Genomic DNA, 24,902 nt, shown 5'->3' on the forward strand with positions numbered 1-24,902 from the left:
AAGAGGCTTTAAGTAAGCCTCTTTTTTAATTGATTCAATTTATTCTTTTGTTAATCGTTGATATTGGCTTATCTTCACATCGAGTCTTTGGCTAAGCTGAACGATAGTCGGATTTGATAGAATGTGATTTCGTTTCCATTCTTCACCTAGTTGTCTCCGTAATTGCTCAATTTCTTCAGCTAATGCTAGTTTGACGACAATATCGCTCATGTAGGCACCCCAATCAAAGTGGTAATGAAATATAGTAAAATTTACATGTTACTATATTACCATAAATGCCTTTTTTTCATACTCTTTTCAAAAAAATGTCATATTTTTTCATGCTCATACCATTGGATTTTTTCTCTTACTTTGACAACGTCCCCAACAACAATAATCGCTGGATTTACTATTTTCTCTACCATGCACCTTTCTTCAATATTTTCTAATGTACCAGTCACAGTTTTTTGAGATTTTGTTGTCCCCCAATGAATCATAGCAACCGGGGTAGTTTCGGGCCTCCCAAATTTGATGAGTTGTTTACATATATAATGAAGATTTCCAACCCCCATATAAAAAGCAATCGTATCCATCCCTGTAGCAAGCGCCTGCCAATTCAAACGATCCTCATCCTTATCAGCACGACCATGTGCGGTGACAACGGCAAAGCTAGAGGCGTATTCACGGTGAGTAACAGGTATACCGGCATACGCTGGGGCTGCAATGCCTGCAGATATCCCTGGAACAATTTCAAATGGAATCCCGTTTGTCCTTAAAACTTCTGCTTCCTCTGCACCTCGACCAAAGATGAAAGGATCACCACCTTTTAATCTTGTCACAATTTTTCCTTGACTAGCATATTGAACGAGCTCGGCATTGATTTCTTCTTGGATTAGGCAATGTTGTCCGGGCAACTTACCGCAATAGATGAGTTCACAATTTTCATTCGCATATTCTAGCAATTCTTTATTCACTAATCTATCATAAATAATGACCTCTGCTTCTTTAATGCACTCCAACCCCCGAATCGTAATCAGCTTGGGGTCCCCAGGACCAGCTCCTACGATAAATACTTTTCCTATGCTCATAAACTATATCCCTCCTTACGTAAGAAATTCTCAAAGCAAGTATTCCTCTCAGCATATTTACCATGGCGCGTCAATTGTAAATAGATAGGGTCAAGTAAATGCTGTAAGAGTATAGATTTCACCCTACAATCGCTGATTTTGGCTATTATATCTTTTCTTGTCACATCTAAAAACTCCAAGTATTGTTCATAGGAGTCATCATAAATCTCGCTTAAGTCTTGTTTAATTTTTTTAGCTAATAAAGGACTACCTCCTGAAGTTGAGACGGCAATGGTCAGTTTTCCTCTACGCAAAACCGTAGGAACAGTAAAATTGCATAGATTGGGCACATCAACAACATTGATTAACTGGTTGGCGCTGACCGAATCATAAACTAGTCGATTTGTTTCCAGCGAATCAGTTGCTGCAATAACTAGAAAAGCTTGTTTCACATCATCTTTTTCAAATTCTTTCTTTTTCCAATGTAGTAGATTTGCCTTCGCCCATTCCTTTATTTCTACGGAACTACTAATGCTCACTACCACTACCTTAGCCTTGGCCTCTATAAGGTTTGCAATTTTTCTGGTTGCAACCCTTCCCCCGCCCACAACAACACAATCCTTATTTTCTAAATTCACCATAATTGGATAATTTGCCAACTTCGCACACCTCTAGCTTGTAAGTCAATTCGATTGAAATTGCTTCATTTTTTCATAAATAAAAGGTAAATCAACATGCTTTCTAAAATGTTCTGCAAGCCGATCAAACGCTTGTTCGCGAAGTTCTTTCACAGAGACACGCTCATAAATAGGCTGAAGCCCTTTTTCAAGCCGAACATGATTTAAATAGGCATGTCGAAATTCATCATTATCGAAAAGACCGTGAAAATAGGTGCCGATTACTTTTTCATCTTCTGTTTTACTGCCATCTTTTGTCTCCGGTAATTGAATGAGACTGATTCCATTATGTTCCGTTCGCCCCATATGGATTTCGTACCCTGTCACTGGATAGCAATGATTATTATAAAAAATCTCACCATCAGATAACACAGTCGTTTTTTCTTTTGTCATTACTGTTTCAACTGGCAATAATCCAAGTCCGTCCATGGTCCCTAAATCTGTTTCCACTCCCTCTGGATCGGATATTTTCCTTCCAAGCATTTGGTAGCCGCCGCAAATCCCAACAATATGTGGCGCATTTTCTTGAGGTAAGTTAAGTATCGCCTGTTCTAAGCCCGTGTTCTGCAAGAAATGTAAATCTTCCATTGTATTTTTACTGCCTGGAAAAATTAGAATATCTGGGTTACCCAGCTCTTTCACGGTTTTAACAAACCTGACATGACAGTCTTTCTCAGCAAAAAACGGATTGACATCCGTGAAGTTTGAAATCATTGGATAACGGAGCACCGCGATATCGATTTCTTTTGTGGCATCTTCCTTTGCTGAATAATTCTCCAAAATAACAGAATCCTCGGCATCAATATTTAAATTACGAACAAAAGGGATCACACCTAACACTTTTTTGCCTGTATATTCTTCAAACCAGTCAAGTCCGGGCTGCAATAAACTAACATCACCTCGAAACTTATTGATAATGACGCCAATGACCCGATCCCGGTCCTCTTCGTTTAATAGTGCCAGCGTTCCTACTAAACTAGCAAACACGCCCCCTTTTTCAATATCGCCAACAAGAATAACCGGGGAATTCGCCATTCTTGCAACGCGCATATTGACTAGTTCGCGATTATTTAAATTTATTTCAGCAGGGCTGCCTGCACCTTCGATCACAATCATCTCAAATTCATTTTCTAAACGATGGTATGCCTCCTTGATAATCTTTAAGCCTGTTTGAAAAAAGTCTTGCCGATAGCTTGTTGCTTTCATATTTTGATAAGGTTTGCCATGGACAACGATTTGTGAGTCCGTTTCACTGCTAGGTTTAATTAAAATCGGATTCATATCCGTTGTTGCTGCGACAAATGCCGCTTCCGCCTGTACTCCTTGCGCTCGCCCTATCTCTTTGCCATCCACTGTAATATAGGAGTTTAACGCCATATTTTGTGATTTGAAAGGTGCTGTCCTATATCCATCTTGATGAAAAATCCGACAAAAGGCTGTTGTTACAACACTTTTTCCCGCATCTGAATGTGTTCCTTGTATCATAATTGGCTGTGCTTTACCCATTTTGTTTCCACTCCATACATTTAATCAGCCAGTTTTCCACCATTTTAGGGCATGAAGCAAAATGAAAATGAGTATATCCAGCAATTACGTTATTGCACATATATCCTTCATGCTTGATTCCTCTTAGACCTTTTGTTTTGTAGGCATAGTTTACAGTTTCATTCGTTTCATACGTTGAATAATGAAATTCATGCCCTTTTGCTTCGAGACCCGCCGGTAGCAGGAAATTATTCTCTACGCCGCTAATTTCTCGATACCCCAATGCAGCGAGGCGCTTTTGCATGATCACCCGGCCTGGTATCAGTCCGACCATCGGAAAAATATGGCCTGATGTAGTCTCGATTGCTTCAGTTAAATACATAAAGCCACCACATTCAGCTAATGTCGGCAATCCGTTTTCAATGGCCGCTTTGATTGAGTTTTTTACATGTTCTGCTGTGGCCAGCTTATCGGCAAATTCTTCCGGAAATCCTCCGCCTAGATATAATCCATGTACATTGTCCGGTAAACTTTCTCCTTTTAATGGAGAAAAATAGACAAGTTCTGCCCCTTTAGCTTCCAGCAATTCAAGGTTTTCTTTGTAATAAAAATTAAAAGCGGCATCCCTGGCAACAGCAAGACGAACGCCCAATTTTTCCACAGAACTAAACAAAGAGGAAGTTGGTGCTTCATGAATACTCGCCTTCGCAATCTCGAATAACTGATCCAAATCTATCGTTTGTTCGATTAACGCGCCCAGTTTTTCAAAAAAAGAATCCAGCTCGCCCCGCTCAATCGAGGGAATTAAACCAAGATGCCGTTCTGGAATTTCAATATCATGATCCTTCAGCAAGTAGCCGACAACCGGTATCTTGCATTCTTGTTCAATAGCGGTTTTTACAATTTTAAAATGGCCTTCACTACCGACACGGTTGGCAATAACTGCAGCAATCTTTACCTTAGGTTCTAGCGCTTGAAACCCTTTCACAATCGCCGCTGCACTTCGAGCCATACTTGCACAATTTACGACTAATAAAACCGGTGAATCCAATATCATACTTATCTCGGCTGTGCTGCCTCCATTTGATCGCGGGTCCTTCCCGTCATAAAAGCCCATGACCCCTTCAATTATCGAAATATCAGCATCTGAGACTCGAGCAAATATTTCCTTTACGGTTTCATGTTCCAGCATCCAGCTATCAAGATTGCGAGAAATCCTACCCGTTACAGCTGTATGGTAAGTGGGGTCAATATAATCCGGGCCGCATTTAAAGCCCTGGACGGTAAGACCCCTTTTTTTAAAAGCCGACATTAATCCGATGGTTAATGTCGTTTTCCCAACTCCGCTTCCCGTTCCACCGATTACCAATCTATGCGTAGACATACGTTTCCCCCTTCTATAAATTTAATACTGCTACCGATATTGTCACATTACCAGACTTTTTCTTTACGAGCACAAGTTCATTGCAGCCACTATAAAGACGGGCTGCCGGTTCACTAACACCATAGGCTCCTGTATATTTAAATACTGTTTCGGAAGGCTCACTAATTTGGACTTTATTTAACTCTTCGGGAGAATACACGACAAAATCCCAACCAAACTTTTTTACGATTTGCAAGAAGCCTTCTTCATCTTTCTTTAAATCTATTGTACACAAAGTTTTGACACTTTTAATGGAAAAATATAGGTCTGCCAAAGTTTCAATAATGACCTGCTCGATTTCTTCAGCACTAGTGCCACGGTTGCAGCCCATCCCAAGTACAATCACCTTTGGTCGATATAGAACACCATTATTTAATACCTGCTCTTCTTCCTTTGTAAGCATTCTATGGGTAATTACTAGCGCTGCATCTGAACTTGCAGCGCGTGCCTCATGGATAGATGCAAAGATGGCAATATTCTTTGGAAGCGGCGAATTATGATGCCACCAATTTTTCTCACCTGATTCTTGAATGATCGCTATTTTTTCCTCATTTACGACAGAAGCACTAACGGACGTAATTTTTTCATCTGTTTCCCACACCCAGCCAAATTGTCTTCCCAAAAGATCAACTGATATCGTTTTTTGCACGTCAGAAGCAGTTGTAATAACAGGTCGGGCCTTTAGTATCGAAGCAATCTCTCGTGTTAAATCATTTGCTCCTCCTAAATGCCCAGATAAAACACTAATCACATTGATGCCAAGGTCGTCAATCACGACTACAGCCGGATCTGTTTTTTTATCATGAAGAAGAGGCGCTATCATGCGGACGACAGCGCCTAATGAAACAAACAGGATGATACCTTGATAGTTACGAAAAAGAGCTGGCAGTAATAGACGGACGCTCCCGGAAAAGAGGTGAATCCCTCTTTCTTTTTCATCGCCTTTTTCAAATTTACTCATATAATATAAATCGCCATTGGTAAACTTTTGTTGCAACTCCCTGGAAAGCGTAACGCCATGTTTTGTAATCGCCACAATCGCAAAGTCCTTTTGGGCAGTAATACAAACTTGGTTTTTATCCTGTAATTGCGTCATCATTCCACACCTTTTCGAAAGCCATGTGTAAAGGCTTTATCATAAAGCTTTGAGCGATAGTCTTGTGTTACAATATCCTCATCCAACGCCCAGCCGGCTAAGATCATCGCTTGTTTGCGGATGCCATTTTTCTTCATATCACTATCCAAATTTTGCAAAGTTGTACGGACGATTTTTTCATCCGGCCAGGTCGCTTTATAGACCACAGCTACTGGAGTTTGTTCATCCCAGCCCGCCGCTAGAAATTCTGAGACAATTTTCTTCGTTAATGTTGCGCTTAAAAAGAGCGCAATTGTACAATGATGGCTGGCTAATAGCGTAAGTCTTTCAAATTCAGGAACGGGCGTCCGACCCTCTGCCCTTGTTAAAATTACCGTTTGTGTAAGATCAGGGATTGTTAGTTCCGCTCCCGCTCTTGCAGCAGCTGCAAACACGGAACTCACTCCTGGAATAATTTCCACTTCAATCCCTTCTTTTTTTAATAAAACCATTTGCTCCATAATAGCCCCATAAACAGCCGGGTCACCAGTATGGACACGGACAACCTTTTTGCCTTCCTTCACGCTTGCAACCATGAGGCCCACCATTTCTTCTAAATGCATCCCCGCTGTTTTTATGATTTCTGCTGCTGGTTTTGATTTTTGGACTAATTGTTCATTTACAAGCGAATCGGCATACATAACCACATCCGCTTCCGCTAAGAGCCGTAAACCTTTTACTGTTATTAAATCAGGATCACCGGGACCTGCTCCGATAAAATAAATTTTCACTTTCGCACCACCATTAATGTCAAATATTCTAAATCAATATTCTTCAATTCATTGAGATCCCAGATTATTTCCTCATCAGAAGTTGCTTTTGTTATAACAGAAGTGTGATTGGTTAATTGTAAATCCGCTAAGATTTCAAGCATTGGACCCATTACTTTAGCAACCTTTAAGAAAACGACACAATCATTCTCCAATAAAACCTTTTTCATCTCTTCCATATCAGCGGTCGCCGGGACGATGGCAATTTTATCATCGCCGTCTGCGAGCGGAAGGCCAAGCCTTGATGCCGCTCCGTTAATCGATGAAATACCTGGAATTGTTTTAATCGGGATGTCTGGGAAACGCGATTTCATCAGCTTCATCATATGGATGAACGTACTGTAAAAAAACGGATCACCTTCTGTAACAAAAGCAACATCCTTCCCTTCCATCAGCTTACTTGAAACTAATTCCACCGTATTTCCCCATTCCCTGTCCAAGACCTCTTGATCTTTTGTCATTGGAAATACAAGACCAAGCATCTCTTTTTCATTCGAATTTATGTAAACATCAATAATTTTATGGGCATAGCTTTTGCTGCCTTTTCTGCTTTTTGGAAAAGCAATGACAGGTGATTCTTTTAAGATTCGATATGCCTTAACGGTTAGAAGTTCAGGGTCGCCAGGACCAACCCCTAACCCATATAGTGTTCCACTCATTTTTTCTCTCCTCCCATATCCTTTGAAGCTGTAATGATATAAATCGGGTTTAAGGCCTCAAATCTCGTTAAATTTAAGATTGGCTTGCTTCTTGAAATTTGGGCAAGTGTGACTTCAGCATGGAGCCCGTTCCGTTTAAAACCATCAATAGCCTGCATTAAGTTTTCTATTGTTGCCGCATTTAAAACAATCCTACCATTTGATTTTAAGCGACTTGAGCAACTATCTAAAATGGCATCGATATTCCCAGCTGTACCGCCAATAAAGACAGCGTCAGGATCTGGAAATTGGTCCAAACCATCCGGTGCTTTGCCATGGATTACCGTTATATCCGTACGAAATTTTTTCATATTTTCATAGCAATTTAGAAGATCATGCTCATTTTTTTCAATCGCATAGACAGCACCTTCTTTTGCAAGTCTAGCTCCTTCAATTGCTATAGATCCAGTACATGTGCCGATATCCCAAAGGACTGAATCTATTCGCAATTGTAGCGCCGCGAGCGAAAGGCTGCGAATCTCTTTTTTCGTAATTAAACCTTTTTCAGGTTTTCTTTGAAAAAATTCATCATCATCAATTCCAAATGACCAAGTTGGTCTAGAAACTGTCTTTTTTAAAATAACAACATTTAATGGCTGGAAATCTTCATCCGACATTTCTTCAAGCGTTAAGCGCCGGCACCGTTCCTGTTCACCGCCAAGGTGTTCAGCAACAAAGGCTTCATATTCTGTCATGCCAAAATGCAATAAATACTTGGCAATGGCCGACGGATTATTTTCTGCATCAGTTAAAAGGGCTACTTTTTCTTCTCCATCTATTTTTTGCGCTAATCCTTTGATAGGGCGGCCGTGGACACTTATAAATTTCGCATCCTGCCAGCGTTCACCCATTTTTGCAAATGCCAATTGGATTGAACTTAAGTAAGGGTATATTTCCACTTTTATCTTACTTGCTAAGTAGCTGCCGATTCCGAAAAACAAAGGATCTCCGGATGCTAAAATAACCGTATTTCTTGTTTCATTCGCCAATTGGTTTGCAAGCTTCGTCAACCCAGTTTTAATTACCAATTTTTCACCATGATAATCCGGAAAAAAAGCTAACTGCCGTTCTCCCCCGATTAATAGTTCACTTTCATAAATCCATGATTCATAAAGAGGTAGGAGACTTGCCTTGCCGTTATCTCCGATCCCAATCATTTTTATTCTGGTCATGCAACATCGCCCTTCCCAAAAACTCTCCCTTTAATGTGTAGAGCACGGTTTCGATATCCATTCCGCCCTTCGCTTCCCTATAGGCAGCTTCATTACAAAGTCGGCATAGTGTTTCAAAAAATTGTTTGTCCCCAAGCGACACCATTAAGTCGCCAACCTGGGAAGCAGTGTTCGCCTCCCTAATTTCTGTAAGAACATCTTCCGATGCACCTGACATCTTGGCCACCTCTGCTAAAAATTCAAAGTCTACTTGGGACCCCTTTGCATGGACCATCATATCGCCTTTCGCAATTTTCGAATATTTGCCCATCATCCCGACCATAGAAACCTTTTTGACCCCCTGTTTCTTACATTGCTTTAAAGTAAAGCCAACAAAATCACCCATTTCGATAAAGGCTTCTTCCGGCAATTCGGGATATCGTTTCATCGCATATTTTTCACTGCGGCCACCGGTTGTAATCACAACATGTTCACATCTATTGGCACGGGCTACTTTAATATATTGAACAATGCTTGCCATATAAGCTGAAGAGGAAAAAGGAACAACAATGCCCCTAGTACCCAATATCGAAATTCCACCAATCACGCCAAGACGCCCATTTAGCGTTTTCTTGGCAATTTCTTCTCCTTCCGGAACAGAAATAGTGACAGAGACACCACGGTTTATTTCAAATTCTTCAAGCGCTTCTTGAACCGTTTCTTTTATCATTTTTCTTGGAATCGGATTAATTGCCGCTTCACCAACAGGAATTTGCAGCCCGGGCTTTGTAATTCTTCCGACACCCACACCACCATCGAGACGGAACCCTTCTCTATTCCATTTAACCGTCGATAAGATGAGCGCCCCGTGCGTAGCATCTGGATCATCACCGCCATCCTTTATTACGCCAGCAGTAGCTTGATCATGTAAAAGATGACACTCTACAATTTTAAATGTGACGATTTCACCAGCAGGGATTTGGATTTTAACCCTTTCAACCGCATTGCCTGAAAGTAAGGCTAATAATGCGGCTTTTGTTGCCGCTGTCGCACAAGCGCCTGTTGTGTAGCCATGTCTTAACTGTTTTTTTTGTTCTTTTTTAGAATCTTCCATTATCAAAATCAATCCTTACGATTGTTTATCCGCCAAGATTGAAATGGCATTTAATGCTGCGACAACAGCTGTGCTTCCGCCTTTTCGGCCCATATTCGTGATAAAAGGGATGTCAAGCTTTGCTAATTCTTCTTTTGACTCTGCTGCAGATACAAAACCAACGGGCATCCCAATAATGAGACTTGGCTTTGCTTCTCCTTCTTTCACTAAACGGATTAATTCCAGAAGCGCTGTCGGTGCATTGCCAATCACATAAATTCCGCCATCTGCTTCTCTTGCACCCTTTCGCATCGAAATGATGGCCCTCGTTGTATCTAATCGCTTCGCTTCCTCGATAACATCATCATCGGAAATATAGACCTTTACTTCGCAACCATATTTCTTCAAGCGTGGCTTGCTGATGCCTGCCTGAACCATTTGGACATCGGCGACTATCTTTTCTCCCCTAACGATCGCTGCAATCCCCGCCTGTACCGCATCACGATGAAAAACCATACTTTTACCGAGCTCAAAATCTGCTGATGAATGAATTACCCTTTGGACAACAGGATATTGCTCGCTTGTATAGGAATGCTCACCAATTTCCTGATCAATCATTTCAAAGCTTTTCCCTTCAATTTGTTGCGGTTGGATCGTAATTGGTTTAAATTCTGTTTTAAAATCCATGATTATCAACTCCATTTACATGATTTATGACACTTTTGATACTTTCAAATGTTGTCCCATATTGAATGCTCGGGCGTTTTATTAATACTGTTTCAATCCCAAGTTCGATAGCGGCGGCAATTTTCTCATCCACCGACCCCGCTTGTCCGCTTTCCTTTGTCACCATCAACGTCACTTTAAATTGTTCAAAAAGAGCTTTATTAAATTCCTTTGAGAAAGGCCCTTGGATGGCGATGATATCCTTTTGGGGAAGACCCAGTTCTTCACACTTTTCCATATTGTCTTTTCTAGGGAGCATTCTCGCGATGACTCTCGTATTTGGTAAATGGAGAAGTCTATCAGTAAAGATTTGTAATGTTTTACTGCCGGTTGTAAGCATGATGGTCCCCTGTTTTTCGGCGGCAAAGTCGGCTGCAGCTTCATAAGAATCAACCACTTGAACGAGCTCATGCTGAAAGGTTTGGGATGGCCTTTCATAGCGAATGTAAGGAACACCAGCTTTCTCAGAGCCCTTCATTGCATTTTTTGATGCTATTTCGGCAAAAGGGTGGCTGGCATCCACAACGAGATCAATCCTAAGTTCCCTTATTAGTTGAGCAATATCCAAATCTGTTAATCTACCAACCATGACCTCAAGCCCCGCGTCCATCAGCTCCTTCTTAGCATTATCGGTTACAACCGTGGTAAGGACTTCAAAACCATTTTTCGTTAGTTCAATCGCCAGCTTTCTAGCATCGCTGGTCCCTGCTAATTGCAATATCTTCAAAACATCAACACCTCTTGACTGTGCATAGATAGATTCCATCAACCGATTATTGTGACCGACTTTGATTGGACAACGTAAAAATCTAACGGTTAGATGGAAGCCAAGTTTTTATGCGGACAAACACGAAAATAGTCTCACTTCCCTGAACTACCCAGATGTTTTTTCGTGTCCGCATAAAAACTTGCAATGCACTCACTAATGGATTGTCCAATCACTTTAGGGAACGATAATCGGTTGATGGAATCGTTAGAGTCTCAACTCTTGCTATATTCATAATGTTGGTGGTCATAATCGTGTCCATCATGGTGATCATGCCCGTGATGATGGTCATGGTCATCATGGTGGTCATGATGATGATGGACATGCTCCATTGCGTCCAATCGGTACTGGCATGTATCACAATTCATTTTTACTTCACCCATTAGAGCTTCTCCAACGCGGTCTAGTAAAATCGTTTGTAGTTTTTGGTGATAACCAAAATACCCTGCCAATGTAAATTCACAGTTTGAGTATTGCTGTTCGTAACCAACGATCATGTTCTCAAGCCGTTTAATAAGGATACCTGTAAAAAGAAAATATGGTAAAATAACAACCTTCTTCGCACCTAAAAGAACACAGCGCTCGACCACTTCATTAATCAATGGTTTCGTTACGCCCATAAAAGCCGGCTCAACCAAACAATAATTTAATTTTTCCCAAAGTAGTCTCGTAATCTTGTAAAGGTCACTATTGGCATCCGGGTCACTGCCACCCCGTCCAAGTAAAATAATCGCTGTATCGTGATCTTCCACTGATTCATTAAGTTCGATTTCTTGTAAGCGGTCCATACATATTTCCAACGCTGCATCATGAATTCCAATCGGTCGCCCATAAGTAAATCGTACATGGGAGTATTTTTCTTTTGCCTCATCAATACAAGCTGGAATATGGATTTTTGAGTGCCCTGCTTGCAGTAGCATGATCGGGATTACAAAAACTTCAGTTGCCCCTTTTCTGACACATGTATCCAGCCCTTGGTTTACCGTCGGCGTTTCAAATTCCAAAAAACAAGTCTCAATCAGCAAACTGGAATCCAGCTGCGGCTTCATTTTATGAATAAATTGACGGACCTCTTCATTTCCCTCAGGGTCCTGACTGCCATGCCCTACAAATAATACAGCCTTCATAACTTCCGCTCCTCCTATCGTTCCTTTTTATATCTATCTTTAATCTCCACATAAGGCAGGTGTAATTTCGATATTTGGTGTTATATCCTTATATTCATAACCACTGATGATCTTTACTCGCTTAAAGAACTTAAATAATCTTTCATTTGGATAGGCCTTTTCCTTATATTCTTGTAAAATCTTATCAATGATGCCGATTACTTTTTCAGGCTCAATTCCTTCTTCAACCAATTGTCCAGCATGGGCAGTTCGGCCAACAGGCTTTGCCCCGATAAATAAATCAAATTTACCTTGTCTGAACACAAGCCCAATATCTTCCTTAACAGCACCATAGCAAGCCATACCACATCCGTTGACTCCAAGTTTTAATTCCTTTGCCAGCTCCATTCCAGAAAATTTCTCATACAGCTCTTCGGCATAAGGAATGGCATCTTGTTTTTCGCCATCACAAAAGTCACAAGCTTTAACAGTCAAAACATCCCCAATTGGTGCAAGCAGAAAACCTGCCTGCTTTAAATTTGCAATAACTTCCTCTGGATTAGAAGTTGGGATTTGAACATGGATTTGATGGTCTGGCGTATATTCGATTTGTCCTTGTTCCCCAGCAATTTCAGCCAAAGCCAATATTTGCACGGCGGTAAATTTTTTATTTGCAACACCAGGGCTTACAGCCAGCTCCAGAATATCTGCTTCCTGAGTTATTGGCATAAAAGTATTATCTAATTTCCTAAGTGCCTCTTCGGCGAATCTTGCAGGTGTCTCAGTATCCTTCCCTCCATGGAGTGCCCATGGCTCATTTTCTTTCTTGAGTCTTTCATGCAGTTTAAGCCGCTGGTCTTCACTATTGAGTGAGTACTTTCGATGATAGCCCCTAGGGGTTATGATTTTCCCACCGTATATAAATGACGTGGAATTACCGATGATAACGGTAGTCAACATCCCAATTTCAGACTCAAGCATATCCCCCAACGTCGTAACAACGACACTTTCTCGGTCACGATAGGCACTTTTGACTAAACCTACCGGTGTTTCCGGACTGCGATAGGCCAACAATATTTTTTGTGCTTCCTCAATTTGTTTTGTTCTTCGCCCGCTTTTTGGATTATAGAGTGCAATTACAAAATCAGCCATGGCTGCCGCTTCAACACGTTTCGCAATCAGTTCCCACGGTGTTAAATGATCGCTGAGGCTAATCGTGCATGCATCATGCATAATCGGCGCGCCAAGGAGCGACGCACATGAATTTATCGCAGAAATCCCAGGAATAATTTCCACTTCGACACCTGTTTTTGGATCCCAGCCTTTTTCTACGAGCACCTCATAGATCAGCCCAGCCATTCCATAAACCCCAGCATCACCGCTAGAAATTACAGCAACCTTACGCCCCTCTTCGGCAAGTTTTACAGCCGCTTGCGCCCTTGCAACCTCCTCAGACATTCCCGTGCTGACAATCTCTTGATTGGTAATTAAATCCTTTACTAAATCGATATAAGTCTTATAACCGAGCACGCAATCCGACTCAGCAATTCCCTCTTTCGCACGTTCTGTAAAATGCTTTTCACTCCCAGGCCCAAAGCCAATGATGATTAATTTTCCTGTCATACTCTTCCCCTCCTGTTTTCCAGCTGTTCCTTTATGTAAAATAAAATTTCTTCCTTGGTTTCTGTTTTCACATTATCCTTTGCAGTATTGGCATTTGCTTGCACCAGTTGTTTCAAATGGAATAACAATGGAACATCAAGTTCTTTTTCTAATACGAAATACTCATTCATAAATAGCTCATCAGGTGTCCCTGCAAAAACAAGCTGCCCCTTTTCTATGACATAAATCCAATCGGCCCATTCATAGGCAAGATTAAGATCATGGGTCGACATTACAATCGTTGTCCCGGCTTTGCTAATATGGTGCAATTCGTTTAGAAACACTTTTGTTTGTGCTGGATCCAGGTAGGCAGTCGGTTCATCCAATAATAAAAGCTCAGGTTCAAGCCCCATCACCCCTGCCAAAGCAACTCTTCTTTTTTCACCTAAACTTAAATGATGGATAGGTCGATCCTGCAAATGTTCAAGTTGGTAGCGTTTCATTAGTTGCTTAATCTTCTGATGAAGCCCGTCACCACTATAGCCCGCATTAATAAGCCCATAGGACAAATCATCCAAAACGACGGGTGAAATCAGCATTTCATCCGCATTTTGAAAAAGGAGCCCAGTGTTTTGGCGATGCCCCTTCAAACCTTTCTTTGAAAAAACAAGCGGCTCGCCCTTCCAAAGCACCCTACCACTACTCGGTTTTAACAAACCATTTGCTAAAAGTAAGGCCGTTGACTTTCCGGAACCATTGTGACCTAAAATTGCACATTTTTTCCCAGATGGGATAATCATAGACAAGTTTTGAAGGGCAGGCTGATTATTTCCCTCATAAGCAAATGTAATCTTCTCAAATTCTAGTAAACTATTCATAAAAGCTTCTCCACCACCACTCCATGCCAATTAACAACAGCAATGTCAACACACCAAAACTGAAGTGTTTCCACGAAACAGTATTTTTCTCCTCATCAGCATAAAAAAGCTGATCGGTAAAGCCTCTAGATTCAATAACCATAGACATCCTTTTATATTTTTCAAATGTCTTAACAAATAATTGAACTGCGATTAATCCTGCGCTATGCAGCCTTCTTCCCCATGTAACATGTCCTTGTCTTGAGATAACAACGCAATTTAATTCATGTGTATATTGCAAAAAAATAAAAATAAAGCGATACATGCTGACTAAAACATCCAACAATGCTTGTGGCGCGCCCATTCGAGGGAAAGCCTTTAAAATTTGCGTAAATGGCGTCGTGATAAACAGAGCAAAAACACAAATAAATAAGCTAAGTGCCCGAAATATGGCTGATAGTGCTGCGTCCAAGCCGCTTTTTGATATATAGAACCGCCAATCTCCTAGGGTCACAATTGATAGCCATATGTCATGGTTACTTCCCGCTCCCTGGGACACGCCAATGACCATCGCCGGCATACTTAGCAGCAAAAACAAGCTAGGGATGAAAATCCATTTCAACAAGATCCGCGCTGGTATTTTTACTTGAACTAGTAAAAAAGTAATGCCACCTATGAAGATAATCACTTGCACCACTACATGGGATAGATATGTAATCGCCCCTAGGAGACAGGTAAAAATGATTTTATATAAAGCGGGAATCTCTCGAAACCTGCTCTTATAGCTAATTATGTCCAGTTGTAAGTTCATGGCTTTGTACTCTTCTCTCGCCTGCCTTTATACAAACCTAGAAAGTAGCCGACAAAGCCAGCTCCAAGTGCGGCTTGAAAGGCAAATAATAAGCTTTCCACTTCCCCGCTTTTCGGTTGAAAAGCAGCGGAAAACCAAGGCTTATAATTAGGGCTTATGTCATGAATTTGTTCCTGCCCTAGACCATCTGCCCCTGAAAACTTTGCATCACCAAGAAATAAAAGCGGACAAAAAGTGATGAATAAAGCTAGTAAAATGAACCACCTACTTTTCACATCCAACCACCCCTTCTTTCATTTGTTTCAAGAAATGCAGCTCTTTTGCATTATAAGCCTTGAGCCAATTCCACACTGCTATCGTTAAAAGCCCCTCTACTATAGCCAAAGGAATTTGAGTAATAGCAAAAATCGACATAAATTTTAGAAACGTCACCCAAATTCCATTAGCGGGAAAAGCTAAAGCCAATTGAAAAGAAGTAAACATATAGGTTGATATATTCGCAAAAAATGCTGCGCTAAAGACAGCAATAGAATGCTTGTTTACTAGACTGGTAATCCATTTATAGGAATAATAGCCAACAAACGGTCCGACAACTGCCATTGAAAAAGCATTCGCTCCTAAAGTTGTAATGCCGCCATGTGCAAGTAATATCGCTTGAAAAAATAATACGAATGTACCTAATACGGCCATAACCTGTGGGCCAAAAAGAATCGAGCCAAGGCCAACTCCAGTGGGATGGGAGCTGCTTCCCGTTACAGACGGAATCTTTAGTGCCGAAAGTACAAACACAAATGCGCCCGCCATCCCAAGCATTAATTTTAACTGCGGATATTCAGTCGTAATTTTCTTCAAGGCAACAAAGCCCCAGACAAAGAAAGGGATAAAGAGACCCCACCAAAACAGCGTCCACCCCAATGGAAGATAGCCTTCCATAATATGCATCGCAAAGGCAGAATTGGGAATGTTCAATATGAAATAAAAGACAAGTACGAATAGTAGTAATAGCTTTCTCATCATCATTCTCCTTTACAGTTTAAGCACACAAAAAAACCTTATCTCCATAAAGAGATAAGGTTCCAAGTTCATATTAATGAATCCGCCAAAGATGACAAACAATACCAATTAGAAACCAAATCCTCCCCACCGAAGGTATAAGCATTCAACTTTAAAAGCAGGTTTCCTGGCTCGTATATCAATTTACTCTTGTCCCTTCCCAGATTAAAACAAATCCAGTGGATATGACAATTTCATCCATACTCACAGTAGCGGGGGCTGCACCGGTTTCACACCGATTTCCCTATTATCTATACAAAACGTACAGCACTCTTAAAGCAAAGTATTCAATTTTTAATATACTAAACATTAAACAGTAAAATTTTCCATCATGCAAGTGAAATTTTCATTTTTTTGCAAAAATTATTTTTTTCGACAAGTCGCTTTTTTCTAAAAGCTAGTTACAACTATTTGAAAATTTGCTAAAATAATGCTTGGTATAATGATTATCTTATTCATTGGGAGGAGAGTATAGATGAGCGGAGCTCAGACAGATCAAAAAGGATATTACGGTATTTTTGGTGGCAGTTTTGTTCCAGCCGAATTACAAGAAGCATTGGACTATATTGAGGATCAATTTAATAAATATAAAGACGATGAAGATTTCAATAACGAATTTAAATATTATTTAAAAGAATATGTGGGTAGAGAAAATCCACTAACTTTCGCCCGTAATTTAACAGCAAAAGTAGGCGGTGCGAAAATCTATCTCAAACGTGAAGATTTAAACCATATGGGCGCGCATAAAGTCAATAACGTGCTTGGCCAAATCCTATTAGCGAAACGAATGGGTGCAAAGAGAGTCATCGCAGAAACCGGTGCGGGTCAACATGGTGTTGCAACAGCCATGGGCTGTGCAATGTTCAATATGGAATGTGTGATTTACATGGGACTTGAAGATACAAAACGTCAAGCCTTAAACGTATTCCGGATGGAAATGCTAGGCGCAAAAGTAGTGGCAGTTTCAAAAGGACAAGGCCGATTAAAAGAAGCCGTTGATGAAGCATTAAGCGATCTTGTCGCTAACTATAAGAATACTTTCTACTTGTTGGGTTCTGCTGTTGGCCCACACCCATATCCAATGATGGTAAAGCATTTCCAATCTATCATCAGCGAGGAGTCAAAACGACAAATCTTAGAAAAAGAAGGTCGTCTTCCAGATGCGGTTGTCGCTTGTGTCGGCGGCGGCAGTAATGCAATTGGTTCATTTGCTCATTATATTGATGAACCTTCTGTACGTCTTATTGGCGTAGAGCCTGACAAAGCAGCTACAATTACAGAAGGTGTTCCAGCCGTCATCCATGGCTTTAAAACACTAACATTGCTAGATGAGGAAGGCAATCCAAGACCAACCTTTTCCATCGCTGCAGGCTTAGACTATCCTGGTGTAGGTCCTGAACATAGCTATTTAAAAGAGTCCGGCCGTGCTGAATATTATACAGTTACCAATGACGAAGTGTTGGATGCATTCCAATTGCTTTGTAAAACTGAAGGGATTATTCCGGCACTAGAAAGCACCCATGCCGTTGCCTACGCAATTAAACTCGCGAAAGAAATGGAGCAGGACAATATTATCATCGTAACTTTATCCGGACGTGGCGATAAAGATGTTGAACATGTATTTAACCTTTTGCAAGAAAGAAATAAATAAATCATTGAATCATTGTTTCAAAAGAGGTTTATCCGCTGGATAACCTCTTTTTTTCATTGTTATGTAATATTTTGAACTTGCACCTTTAAATAAAAAGCCCATATATTGTATTGATAAACAGACACTAGAACGGGGGTTACAAAGGTGCCAAAATATATTTGGGGTGTTGATTCAGCCCAAAAGGTTACGCCAGAATTATATGATTGTGTGATAAGTCATTTCAGCTACCCAAATTATTGGGGGCGATACTTATCTACGGTACCTAATGTATCAGAAGGATTAACGGCAGAAGAAATTCAGTTTTTGAGAGCAAAAGGGGTTAAAATTTTACCAATCTATAATGATTTTAGCGCTTCAACGGGTTATCGGGAAGGCCAGGTGTCAGCCCGAAATGCAATCTTTCAAGCAAGACGTTTAGGTCTTCCAAAAGGTACTCCAATTATTGCAAATGTGGAACGTTTTTTTGCGGTTGATGATACATGGATACGTGCCTGGGTCGAAACCTTTTTGCCAAGCGGTTATGTAAGCGGATTTTATTTTGATCCAACGGAAGGGCCTTTTAATACGGAGTTTTGTCAGGCTGTTCAACAAAATAGTCAATTAAAATCCCAAGCTATTCTATGGAGCGCCGAACCATCTCCCGGTGTTTCAAATAACAAAAAAGCGCCAAAATTCAATCCGAAAAAAGTAGCCTGTGATAGTACAGTATGGGCCTGGCAATATGGCCGTGAAACTACTACATGCCTGGTTGATACAAATTTAATTGATAATAGATTATTCAACAAACTACCCTTTTAGTTGACGTAACACGTAACATGCCAGTAGGTCATATTACGTGTTTTTCTTTTTTATCATGATTGGATATCAACATTAATAAGATAATAATGCAAAAAAATTTTTTTATGGTGAGGAGGAAAAAACATGGGAGCTAAATTAATAAAAATTGCGTCTGTTTACTTTTTATTAGCAATCATTTTAGGAATGTTTATGTCTATAACCCAAATATTTGAATTCGCACCTGCCCATGCACATATTGCATTGTTAGGCTGGGCTAGTTTGGCACTTGCCGGTATTATTTACACGGTATTTCCAAAGGCAGAGCAAAGTAGACTTGGTAAGGGTCATTTTTGGCTTCATAATATTGGGCTACCCATCATGATGGCCGGTTTATTAAGCCTTGAAAGCGGTGTAGTAACAGCTGAACCCGTCATTGCCATTGGCGCTACAATTACATCCATTGGAATCATCCTTTTTGTCATTAATGTTTTTCGTAATGTAGCATCAGCTGAGCGGAAGTAATCAGAATCAATAATGGGCTGCTGTAAATTTTTTTGTTCCCTTCCCAGCAGCCCATTTCGTAAATCACTTTTAAAAATGGAATCGTCTAACAATAACGCTAAGATTTTTTGCTTCCTGGGCAAGCAGGGATGCATCCCCTGCTAATTCGTGAATTCCTTCAATTTCCCTATCAACGGTCGCCGTCGTTTCCTGAACAATCTGGGTAAAGTCTTTGGCAATAATATTGATTTCTTCGATAATTTGCTGCAACTTCCTGCCATTATCTGTAACAGATAATGAATATTTACGATTATTGGCAACTAGGTCCTTCGTTTTGAGGGAGGCCGTTTTCAATTTATCAATTGCGTTGCCGGCTTCTGCAATAAGCTCAACTCCCTCACTGATTGATTGAACATTACCTTCTACCTGACTGACAGCATCTTGCAGCTCTTCCCTTGTTTTTTCCAGTGAAGCAAGAATGTCTCGGGCAAATTCATTAGTCCCTTCAGCAAGCTTTCTTACTTCACTTGCCACAACAGCAAATCCCTTGCCGCTTTCCCCAGCCCGTGCAGCTTCGATGGAGGCATTCAATGCAAGCAAATTCGTTTGCTTAGCAATATCTGTAATCAACGATACTTTTTTCATAACAATGTCGGCATCATTTGAGATTGTCCTAATTTTTTTGGCTGTAGCAATCACATTTGATTGAATTTCCCGCATTTGCTTTTGAGTAGATATTACTGCATTTTCCCCTTCATGGGACGTTTGCAATGCTTCATCAGCACCCGCTACAGCTTTTTCAACTTCACTCTGCATCGTCTCGACTAGCTCCATCATCATATCAACCATTTCTTCAGCATCTAGGACAGAATTGCTTTGCTGCTCGGCCCCGCCTCGAAAGGATTGCATCGTGGCGGATACTTGATCAAACGCAGAAGACAATTTTTGCGCAGATGCCTCTTGATGTATGCTGATTCCCCCGACAGATTTTGTTGCTTCTTCAAATTTTCCAATGATTGCCCTGAATCCTAGGATGACTTTATTAATCTCATAGCCAATTTGGTGAAACTCATTTCGGGCACCCTTTGTTTTCACTTCAGCACTTAAATCCCCAGAAGAAATAGTTCTAGTAACGGCATACCACTCTCTCAATCTTCCACGTATAGCAAAATGGAAATATAAGCTCATTAGCATCGTAATACAGGCTGTGATAAGAAATGTTGCCAAACATTGCCCCAACCCCAAGCCTAAGACCCTCGTTGTAAGCGCTGCCGCAAAACCCGGGACTAAACTCAATATGGTAAACATTCCCCCAATAAATGGGCGATGTATAAGCCGACCCATTCTTAATACATAACGATTCCCGTTGTTATCTTGAAGGAGCGGACACGAAGCATCGATCAGAACTTCTCCGGTGTTTCTTGGATAAAGCTGCAGTAGTGGCGCCGTTGTTTTGGCTGCTCTTAAGCCGACTTCATCACCGAAATGGCCTCCTTCCCGGAGACGGTTTGTATGGACAAAGCTACGCCCTGTTTGATCAACAATGACAAAGAATTCGTCGTTTTTTAACTTTTCATCAAGAACCGAACGTAAATATTCTACCTGGTCTTGGATTGGCAGATGTGTTTTCCAGATTTCTTTAATGGTGGTCGCAACCAGTTCCACCTTTTGCAATGCTTGTTTAGCAGATTTTGTTTTTAACAAACGGCTCATGATATCTCCATCCTTGTCAATGTTAGAAGATTTTGAATATTATTTCCATATTACTATTTTACGACATTTTTATGAATATTTCATTCAAAAAAATGATCCAAATAGTATTTTTAGCCATAGTGGCTTATAGAAAAAGAAGCACCCAACCACTTCTCAACTTCTTTTTATGGGCGCTTCATCCTTTGTTCTTTATAATAATCCCCATTTTTTCGCCGTAAAAGTTAACTCATCCCGAAAATCAGGATGGGCAATATTGATTAACTCTTGGGCCCGCTGTGATAAACTTTTTCCGCGTAATGAGGCAACACCGAATTCAGTAACTACATGGTCAACGTCATTTTTAGATGTCGTGACAACGGACCTCGCACTTAACTGCGGTTGGATGCGTGAAATCGTGCCGTTTTTTGCTGTTGAGTGTAAACAAATAAAACCCTTTCCATTTTTAGCAAACATGGCGCCTCTGGCAAAATCAGCTTGACCACCTGATGAACTATAATAGCGTCCTTGCACTGTTTCTGAGGCGCATTGTCCAAGAAAATCAACTTCTGTTGTTGCATTAATAGCAACTATATTATCTTCTTGTGCTATGATTCTAGGGTCATTTACATAGCTTACAGGCAACATTTCAATCCCAGGATTATTATCCAAAAAACTATATAATTCTTTCGTTCCTAAAGCAAATGTTGTTACCGCTTTACCAGGTGATAATTTTTTTTCCGTACCTGTAGCAACTCCTTTTTGGATTAGCTCCATTACTCCATCTGCCATTAGTTCAGTATGGATCCCTAAATTTTTATGGTTTGTGAGCATCGAGACAATCGCATTGGGGATGGCACCGATACCGGACTGAATCGTTGCACCATTTTCAATCCGCTCCGCCACAAATTGGGCAATCTTTTTATCCTCTTCCGAAATAACAGCAGGTTGAACTTCGATGAGTGGATAATCAACATTTATGTAACCTTCAATTTGACTTATGTGAATTTCATTGTTTCCAAACGTTCTAGGCATTTGTTTATTCACTTCTAAGAAAAATGGCACCCTTCCAATAAAGGGAGCTACATAATCTGCGGTAACTCCTAAAGAAAAATAACCATGTTCATCCATAGGCGAGGCCGCAGTTATAATTAATGACATTTTTGTCGTTTTTTCTAAAAGTCGCGGCATTTCATGAAAATGATTTGGAACCAATGAACATTTTCCAGCTAAGAATGCTTTTCTTGTCGCATGGCTTAAAAAATAGGAAACATGGTCAAGATGGCCCGCGTATTTCCCCCAAATATAATCTCTTTCTTTATTTGCATGCATTTGGTGAATACGAACCCCGTTTAAATTCGGGGCATTTTCTTCAAGTACATCCAAGAGCACTTGTGGCTCCCCGTTCGCTAGCGGCACGATAATATCAGCACCATTAGGTATGTATGACAAAACCTCTTCTGGTTTTTTTTCTTTGTTTTCATAAGATTGACCTTTCAGCAAATCATTCATCTCCTTTTTGTAAACTTAATTCAAAAAATCTACCCATATAATAACACTGATCAAACGTAACAGAAATATAAAAAATGTAAGATATCTTGAACAAATAATTACCAAATTTCAGATAACTTTCATTTTTTAGGATTATATTTTTAGTATCAAAAGAAGATTTGCAAGGAGGAAGCGATTTTGAAAAAGATCTTCATACTTTTTATTTCAATCATTATGATGATGTCTATTCATGGTTATGCCGAAGGAAAATCAATTGGAGAGCCTCTGGCTAATAAACATCTTAACGTTCAGTTGACAGACAAAGAGGTGGAAATTCTTTTAGGTGATTTCGTACTTCTTCCGGAAAACAACAATTATGATAAAAGCAGCACCGTAGAAATGATTAACACCATTTCACAAATCAACCCCGTCATCCTTTCTTTTCTCACTGGACACAATCTTAAAGTAAAGCTTTTTGATGGTCAATTGACTGATGAACCTAGCTTTCAAAATTTAAAAGGCGTTGTTCCAAGAGGCTGGAATAATGGATTAACATGGGATGATGTTCCGGGAGGGTGTGGACCAACGTTAGCAGTAGCTAAAATTGGGGCAAGCAAAACAGGAATGGGGCATAGTTCGGTTAATTTAGAATTACATGAAATCGGCCACTTATTTGAACGTAATTACCAGGAACTAAGAAATAACGAGAGATACGATCAGATTTGGAAAGAGGAAGCACCAAAACTAATGCCTGGTCGAGATTATTTTTCAGAGTATCAAGATGAGTTTTTCGCAGAAGCCTTCGCCATGTATTATTATGGAGATAATACAAGAGAAGTTATTAAGCAGGTCGCTCCTAATACCTACTCATTACTACATGAAATTGAAACGAATGCATTTTTAAGCTAAAAAGGCTTCTCACTGACAACGTTTGAGAAGCCTTTTTCTACGGAACATTTATCCTAAGGCAACATCCAAAATCATCATAATTGTAAAGCCAACCATTACCGATAATGATGCTAAGTCATGGTTTCCATTTTCATGTGAGCTCGGGATGACTTCTTCTGCCACTACAAAAATCATCGCACCAGCAGCAAAACTTAAGGCATATGGAAGCAAGGGCTGAACAAAAACAACCGCAATTGCTCCGATTACGGCAGCTATCGGCTCAACCATCCCGGAAAGCTGTCCGTACCAAAAGCTTTTCATCCGTGACATACCTTCTCTCCGCAGTGGGACAGAGACCGCAACACCTTCCGGAAGGTTTTGAATCCCAATTCCAATTGCTAAAGCTAGCGCACCTGCTAATGATGCGGACGAAAATCCAGCTGCAACTGATCCAAAAGCAACACCAATCGCAAGACCTTCAGGAATATTATGCATTGTGATTGCAAGCACTAAAAGTGTGCTCCTTCTTTTTCTTTCCGGGTGAAGCCCTTCGGCTTGATCAAGTGGCAACATCGGATGTAAGTGTGGCAATACTTTGTCTATCGACATAATAAAGAGTCCACCGCCCAAAAAACCAAGTGCTGCTGGTACCCAAGCAATTTTCCCACTGGCCTCTGCCATCTCCAGAGCCGGAGAAAGGAGCGACCAAAAACTCGCAGCAATCATAACCCCACCAGCAAGACCAAGCATCCCATCAAGTACCTTTTGATTAAAATTCTTAGCTGTAAAAACAGCAGCCGCGCCGACTGCCGTCATCAACCATGTAAACAATGTGGCAAGCAGTGCTTGCATGGCGGGACTTAACTGAGATATATTATCGAGCATTTTCCTTCAATCCTCCTGCTAGGATGAATTAATTAAACATATTAAATATTAATCAACATATGCTTTTTTGATAGGAAATGTGCCCATTTTTTTTAAGTCAAAACTTCAAAGTTTACTGTATTCCAACTATCTTCTTATAATCCGCTACCTTAATAAGCATTGCCGTCTCATCACAACTTAAAAATTTCTGGCAATTCATACAATCTTTCCATATCTTTTGCGGCAGCTGTTGTTTATCAACGATTGTAAATCCACATTTATCAAAAAAGCCCACCTGATAGGTCATTGCAAATACATTTTCAACGCCAAGCTCTTCTGCATCTTCGATAAGATTATACACCAATTTTCTACCAGTACCTAATCCTTTGGCTTCTCTAGAGATGACCAAAGAGCGGATTTCGGCTAAATCCCGCCCCAAAACATGTAAACTTCCAGCTCCGATAATTTCCCCTTCTTCTTCGGCAACCCGGATACATTGAATATTTTCATATAATGATAGATGTGTTCTAGGTAATAGGAGATCTTCTTTCGCATAAGATTCTATAAGGTCAAAAATGGCATCAACATCTTGTATACTAGCTTTGCGAATTATCATTTTCTACGTCTCCTTAAAAGATAGAT

Annotated in this window: 26 protein-coding genes and 1 riboswitch; of the genes, 4 read left to right on the forward strand and 22 right to left on the reverse strand. The window is 40.4% G+C overall.

The window, feature by feature from the left end; genetic code table 11:
• Positions 1 to 39 precede the first annotated feature (39 nt).
• The 18 genes from ACNQFZ_RS04055 to ACNQFZ_RS04140 all read right to left on the reverse strand — a co-directional run bounded on the left by ACNQFZ_RS04055 (position 40) and on the right by ACNQFZ_RS04140 (position 16,360).
• Positions 40 to 210, reverse strand: a complete 171-nt coding sequence (locus ACNQFZ_RS04055; protein ID WP_458414075.1) for a Spo0E family sporulation regulatory protein-aspartic acid phosphatase — start codon at positions 208 to 210, stop codon at positions 40 to 42.
• A 98-nt stretch (positions 211 to 308) separates the two neighbouring features.
• On the reverse strand, positions 309 to 1,067 hold the full coding sequence (cobA, locus tag ACNQFZ_RS04060) for a uroporphyrinogen-III C-methyltransferase (RefSeq protein ID WP_458414076.1): 759 nt from the start codon (positions 1,065 to 1,067) through the stop codon (positions 309 to 311).
• Positions 1,064 to 1,705: a precorrin-2 dehydrogenase/sirohydrochlorin ferrochelatase family protein gene (locus ACNQFZ_RS04065; RefSeq protein WP_458414077.1), complete on the reverse strand. Its 642-nt coding sequence runs from the start codon at positions 1,703 to 1,705 to the stop codon at positions 1,064 to 1,066. Before ACNQFZ_RS04065 ends, cobA begins: the two co-directional genes overlap by 4 nt.
• Before the next feature lie 24 nt (positions 1,706 to 1,729).
• Positions 1,730 to 3,229 (reverse strand): cobyric acid synthase, encoded by a 1,500-nt coding sequence (locus ACNQFZ_RS04070; RefSeq protein WP_458414078.1) that lies wholly within the window; start codon positions 3,227 to 3,229, stop codon positions 1,730 to 1,732.
• A complete protein-coding gene (locus ACNQFZ_RS04075) occupies positions 3,222 to 4,592 on the reverse strand; it encodes a cobyrinate a,c-diamide synthase (protein WP_458414079.1) in 1,371 nt (456 codons plus the stop codon). Before ACNQFZ_RS04075 ends, ACNQFZ_RS04070 begins: the two co-directional genes overlap by 8 nt.
• Before the next feature lie 13 nt (positions 4,593 to 4,605).
• Positions 4,606 to 5,727 carry a cobalt-precorrin 5A hydrolase gene (locus ACNQFZ_RS04080; RefSeq protein WP_458415302.1) on the reverse strand — a complete coding sequence of 374 codons (1,122 nt, stop codon included), beginning with the start codon at positions 5,725 to 5,727 and terminating at the stop codon, positions 4,606 to 4,608.
• Positions 5,727 to 6,497, reverse strand: a complete 771-nt coding sequence (gene cobM / locus ACNQFZ_RS04085; protein ID WP_458414080.1) for a precorrin-4 C(11)-methyltransferase — start codon at positions 6,495 to 6,497, stop codon at positions 5,727 to 5,729. Before cobM ends, ACNQFZ_RS04080 begins: the two co-directional genes overlap by 1 nt.
• A complete protein-coding gene (gene cobI, locus ACNQFZ_RS04090) occupies positions 6,494 to 7,195 on the reverse strand; it encodes a precorrin-2 C(20)-methyltransferase (RefSeq protein WP_458414081.1) in 702 nt (233 codons plus the stop codon). Before cobI ends, cobM begins: the two co-directional genes overlap by 4 nt.
• Complete coding sequence (cbiE, locus tag ACNQFZ_RS04095; protein ID WP_458414082.1) at positions 7,192 to 8,406, reverse strand: precorrin-6y C5,15-methyltransferase (decarboxylating) subunit CbiE; 1,215 nt, start codon at positions 8,404 to 8,406, stop codon at positions 7,192 to 7,194. The genes cobI and cbiE overlap by 4 nt, the downstream gene beginning before the upstream one ends.
• Positions 8,372 to 9,499, reverse strand: a complete 1,128-nt coding sequence (locus ACNQFZ_RS04100; protein ID WP_458414083.1) for a cobalt-precorrin-5B (C(1))-methyltransferase — start codon at positions 9,497 to 9,499, stop codon at positions 8,372 to 8,374. Before ACNQFZ_RS04100 ends, cbiE begins: the two co-directional genes overlap by 35 nt.
• 15 nt (positions 9,500 to 9,514) lie before the next feature.
• Positions 9,515 to 10,165 carry a precorrin-8X methylmutase gene (locus ACNQFZ_RS04105; RefSeq protein WP_458414084.1) on the reverse strand — a complete coding sequence of 217 codons (651 nt, stop codon included), beginning with the start codon at positions 10,163 to 10,165 and terminating at the stop codon, positions 9,515 to 9,517.
• Entirely contained in the window at positions 10,155 to 10,931 is a 777-nt protein-coding gene (gene cobK, locus ACNQFZ_RS04110) for a precorrin-6A reductase (protein WP_458414085.1), read from the reverse strand. The genes ACNQFZ_RS04105 and cobK overlap by 11 nt, the downstream gene beginning before the upstream one ends.
• Positions 10,932 to 11,185: 254 nt before the next feature.
• A complete protein-coding gene (locus ACNQFZ_RS04115) occupies positions 11,186 to 12,097 on the reverse strand; it encodes a sirohydrochlorin chelatase (RefSeq protein ID WP_458414086.1) in 912 nt (303 codons plus the stop codon).
• 39 nt (positions 12,098 to 12,136) lie between these two features.
• On the reverse strand, positions 12,137 to 13,699 hold the full coding sequence (gene cobJ, locus ACNQFZ_RS04120) for a precorrin-3B C(17)-methyltransferase (protein ID WP_458414087.1): 1,563 nt from the start codon (positions 13,697 to 13,699) through the stop codon (positions 12,137 to 12,139).
• A complete protein-coding gene (locus ACNQFZ_RS04125; protein WP_458414088.1) occupies positions 13,696 to 14,556 on the reverse strand; it encodes an energy-coupling factor ABC transporter ATP-binding protein in 861 nt (286 codons plus the stop codon). Before ACNQFZ_RS04125 ends, cobJ begins: the two co-directional genes overlap by 4 nt.
• The gene (locus ACNQFZ_RS04130; RefSeq protein WP_458414089.1) at positions 14,549 to 15,346 is read right to left on the reverse strand and encodes an energy-coupling factor transporter transmembrane component T family protein; all 798 of its coding nucleotides are present in this window, start codon (positions 15,344 to 15,346) and stop codon (positions 14,549 to 14,551) included. Before ACNQFZ_RS04130 ends, ACNQFZ_RS04125 begins: the two co-directional genes overlap by 8 nt.
• A complete protein-coding gene (locus ACNQFZ_RS04135; RefSeq protein ID WP_458414090.1) occupies positions 15,343 to 15,621 on the reverse strand; it encodes an energy-coupling factor ABC transporter substrate-binding protein in 279 nt (92 codons plus the stop codon). Before ACNQFZ_RS04135 ends, ACNQFZ_RS04130 begins: the two co-directional genes overlap by 4 nt.
• Complete coding sequence (locus ACNQFZ_RS04140; RefSeq protein ID WP_458415303.1) at positions 15,611 to 16,360, reverse strand: energy-coupling factor ABC transporter permease; 750 nt, start codon at positions 16,358 to 16,360, stop codon at positions 15,611 to 15,613. The genes ACNQFZ_RS04135 and ACNQFZ_RS04140 overlap by 11 nt, the downstream gene beginning before the upstream one ends.
• Positions 16,361 to 16,499: 139 nt before the next feature.
• A riboswitch (cobalamin riboswitch) is annotated at positions 16,500 to 16,689 on the reverse strand.
• A 185-nt stretch (positions 16,690 to 16,874) separates the two neighbouring features.
• Between ACNQFZ_RS04140 and trpB the strand changes: the two genes are divergently transcribed.
• From trpB to ACNQFZ_RS04155, 3 genes are all read left to right on the forward strand, one after another.
• Entirely contained in the window at positions 16,875 to 18,050 is a 1,176-nt protein-coding gene (gene trpB, locus ACNQFZ_RS04145) for a tryptophan synthase subunit beta (protein WP_458414091.1), read from the forward strand.
• Positions 18,051 to 18,194: 144 nt separating this feature from the next.
• The gene (locus ACNQFZ_RS04150; RefSeq protein WP_458414092.1) at positions 18,195 to 18,848 is read left to right on the forward strand and encodes a glycoside hydrolase domain-containing protein; all 654 of its coding nucleotides are present in this window, start codon (positions 18,195 to 18,197) and stop codon (positions 18,846 to 18,848) included.
• A 123-nt stretch (positions 18,849 to 18,971) separates the two neighbouring features.
• Positions 18,972 to 19,349: a cytochrome-c oxidase gene (locus ACNQFZ_RS04155; RefSeq protein WP_458414093.1), complete on the forward strand. Its 378-nt coding sequence runs from the start codon at positions 18,972 to 18,974 to the stop codon at positions 19,347 to 19,349.
• A 69-nt stretch (positions 19,350 to 19,418) separates the two neighbouring features.
• Here ACNQFZ_RS04155 and ACNQFZ_RS04160 read toward each other — a convergent pair whose 3' ends face one another.
• Both ACNQFZ_RS04160 and ACNQFZ_RS04165 read right to left on the reverse strand, forming a co-directional pair.
• Positions 19,419 to 21,041 (reverse strand): methyl-accepting chemotaxis protein, encoded by a 1,623-nt coding sequence (locus ACNQFZ_RS04160; RefSeq protein ID WP_458414094.1) that lies wholly within the window; start codon positions 21,039 to 21,041, stop codon positions 19,419 to 19,421.
• A 189-nt stretch (positions 21,042 to 21,230) separates the two neighbouring features.
• Positions 21,231 to 22,520: an acetyl-CoA hydrolase/transferase family protein gene (locus tag ACNQFZ_RS04165; protein ID WP_458414095.1), complete on the reverse strand. Its 1,290-nt coding sequence runs from the start codon at positions 22,518 to 22,520 to the stop codon at positions 21,231 to 21,233.
• A 186-nt stretch (positions 22,521 to 22,706) separates the two neighbouring features.
• Between ACNQFZ_RS04165 and ACNQFZ_RS04170 the strand changes: the two genes are divergently transcribed.
• Entirely contained in the window at positions 22,707 to 23,417 is a 711-nt protein-coding gene (locus ACNQFZ_RS04170; RefSeq protein WP_458414096.1) for an anthrax toxin lethal factor-related metalloendopeptidase, read from the forward strand.
• Positions 23,418 to 23,465: 48 nt separating this feature from the next.
• Here ACNQFZ_RS04170 and ACNQFZ_RS04175 read toward each other — a convergent pair whose 3' ends face one another.
• Positions 23,466 to 24,281, reverse strand: a complete 816-nt coding sequence (locus tag ACNQFZ_RS04175; protein ID WP_458414097.1) for a ZIP family metal transporter — start codon at positions 24,279 to 24,281, stop codon at positions 23,466 to 23,468.
• A 112-nt stretch (positions 24,282 to 24,393) separates the two neighbouring features.
• Complete coding sequence (locus ACNQFZ_RS04180; protein ID WP_458414098.1) at positions 24,394 to 24,876, reverse strand: N-acetyltransferase; 483 nt, start codon at positions 24,874 to 24,876, stop codon at positions 24,394 to 24,396.
• Positions 24,877 to 24,902: the final 26 nt, after the last annotated feature.

The organism is Schinkia acidoalkalinis (assembly GCF_054301215.1).

Excerpts from the sequence above, each read along its gene's own strand:
- ACNQFZ_RS04075 (WP_458414079.1), bottom strand. The coding sequence starts at position 4,592 with ATGTCTACGCATAGATTGGTAATCGGTGGAACGGGAAGCGGAGTTGGG.
- ACNQFZ_RS04070 (WP_458414078.1), bottom strand. The coding sequence starts at position 3,229 with ATGGGTAAAGCACAGCCAATTATGATACAAGGAACACATTCAGATGCG.
- cobI (WP_458414081.1), bottom strand. The coding sequence starts at position 7,195 with ATGAGTGGAACACTATATGGGTTAGGGGTTGGTCCTGGCGACCCTGAA.
- cbiE (WP_458414082.1), bottom strand. The coding sequence starts at position 8,406 with ATGACCAGAATAAAAATGATTGGGATCGGAGATAACGGCAAGGCAAGT.
- ACNQFZ_RS04180 (WP_458414098.1), bottom strand. The coding sequence starts at position 24,876 with ATGATAATTCGCAAAGCTAGTATACAAGATGTTGATGCCATTTTTGAC.
- cobA (WP_458414076.1), bottom strand. The coding sequence starts at position 1,067 with ATGAGCATAGGAAAAGTATTTATCGTAGGAGCTGGTCCTGGGGACCCC.
- ACNQFZ_RS04175 (WP_458414097.1), bottom strand. The coding sequence starts at position 24,281 with ATGCTCGATAATATATCTCAGTTAAGTCCCGCCATGCAAGCACTGCTT.
- ACNQFZ_RS04140 (WP_458415303.1), bottom strand. The coding sequence starts at position 16,360 with ATGAGAAAGCTATTACTACTATTCGTACTTGTCTTTTATTTCATATTG.
- ACNQFZ_RS04100 (WP_458414083.1), bottom strand. The coding sequence starts at position 9,499 with ATGGAAGATTCTAAAAAAGAACAAAAAAAACAGTTAAGACATGGCTAC.
- cobJ (WP_458414087.1), bottom strand. The coding sequence starts at position 13,699 with ATGACAGGAAAATTAATCATCATTGGCTTTGGGCCTGGGAGTGAAAAG.
- ACNQFZ_RS04105 (WP_458414084.1), bottom strand. The coding sequence starts at position 10,165 with ATGGATTTTAAAACAGAATTTAAACCAATTACGATCCAACCGCAACAA.
- ACNQFZ_RS04130 (WP_458414089.1), bottom strand. The coding sequence starts at position 15,346 with ATGAACTTACAACTGGACATAATTAGCTATAAGAGCAGGTTTCGAGAG.
- trpB (WP_458414091.1), top strand. The coding sequence starts at position 16,875 with ATGAGCGGAGCTCAGACAGATCAAAAAGGATATTACGGTATTTTTGGT.
- ACNQFZ_RS04055 (WP_458414075.1), bottom strand. The coding sequence starts at position 210 with ATGAGCGATATTGTCGTCAAACTAGCATTAGCTGAAGAAATTGAGCAA.
- ACNQFZ_RS04080 (WP_458415302.1), bottom strand. The coding sequence starts at position 5,727 with ATGACGCAATTACAGGATAAAAACCAAGTTTGTATTACTGCCCAAAAG.
- ACNQFZ_RS04125 (WP_458414088.1), bottom strand. The coding sequence starts at position 14,556 with ATGAATAGTTTACTAGAATTTGAGAAGATTACATTTGCTTATGAGGGA.
- ACNQFZ_RS04160 (WP_458414094.1), bottom strand. The coding sequence starts at position 21,041 with ATGAGCCGTTTGTTAAAAACAAAATCTGCTAAACAAGCATTGCAAAAG.
- ACNQFZ_RS04115 (WP_458414086.1), bottom strand. The coding sequence starts at position 12,097 with ATGAAGGCTGTATTATTTGTAGGGCATGGCAGTCAGGACCCTGAGGGA.
- ACNQFZ_RS04155 (WP_458414093.1), top strand. The coding sequence starts at position 18,972 with ATGGGAGCTAAATTAATAAAAATTGCGTCTGTTTACTTTTTATTAGCA.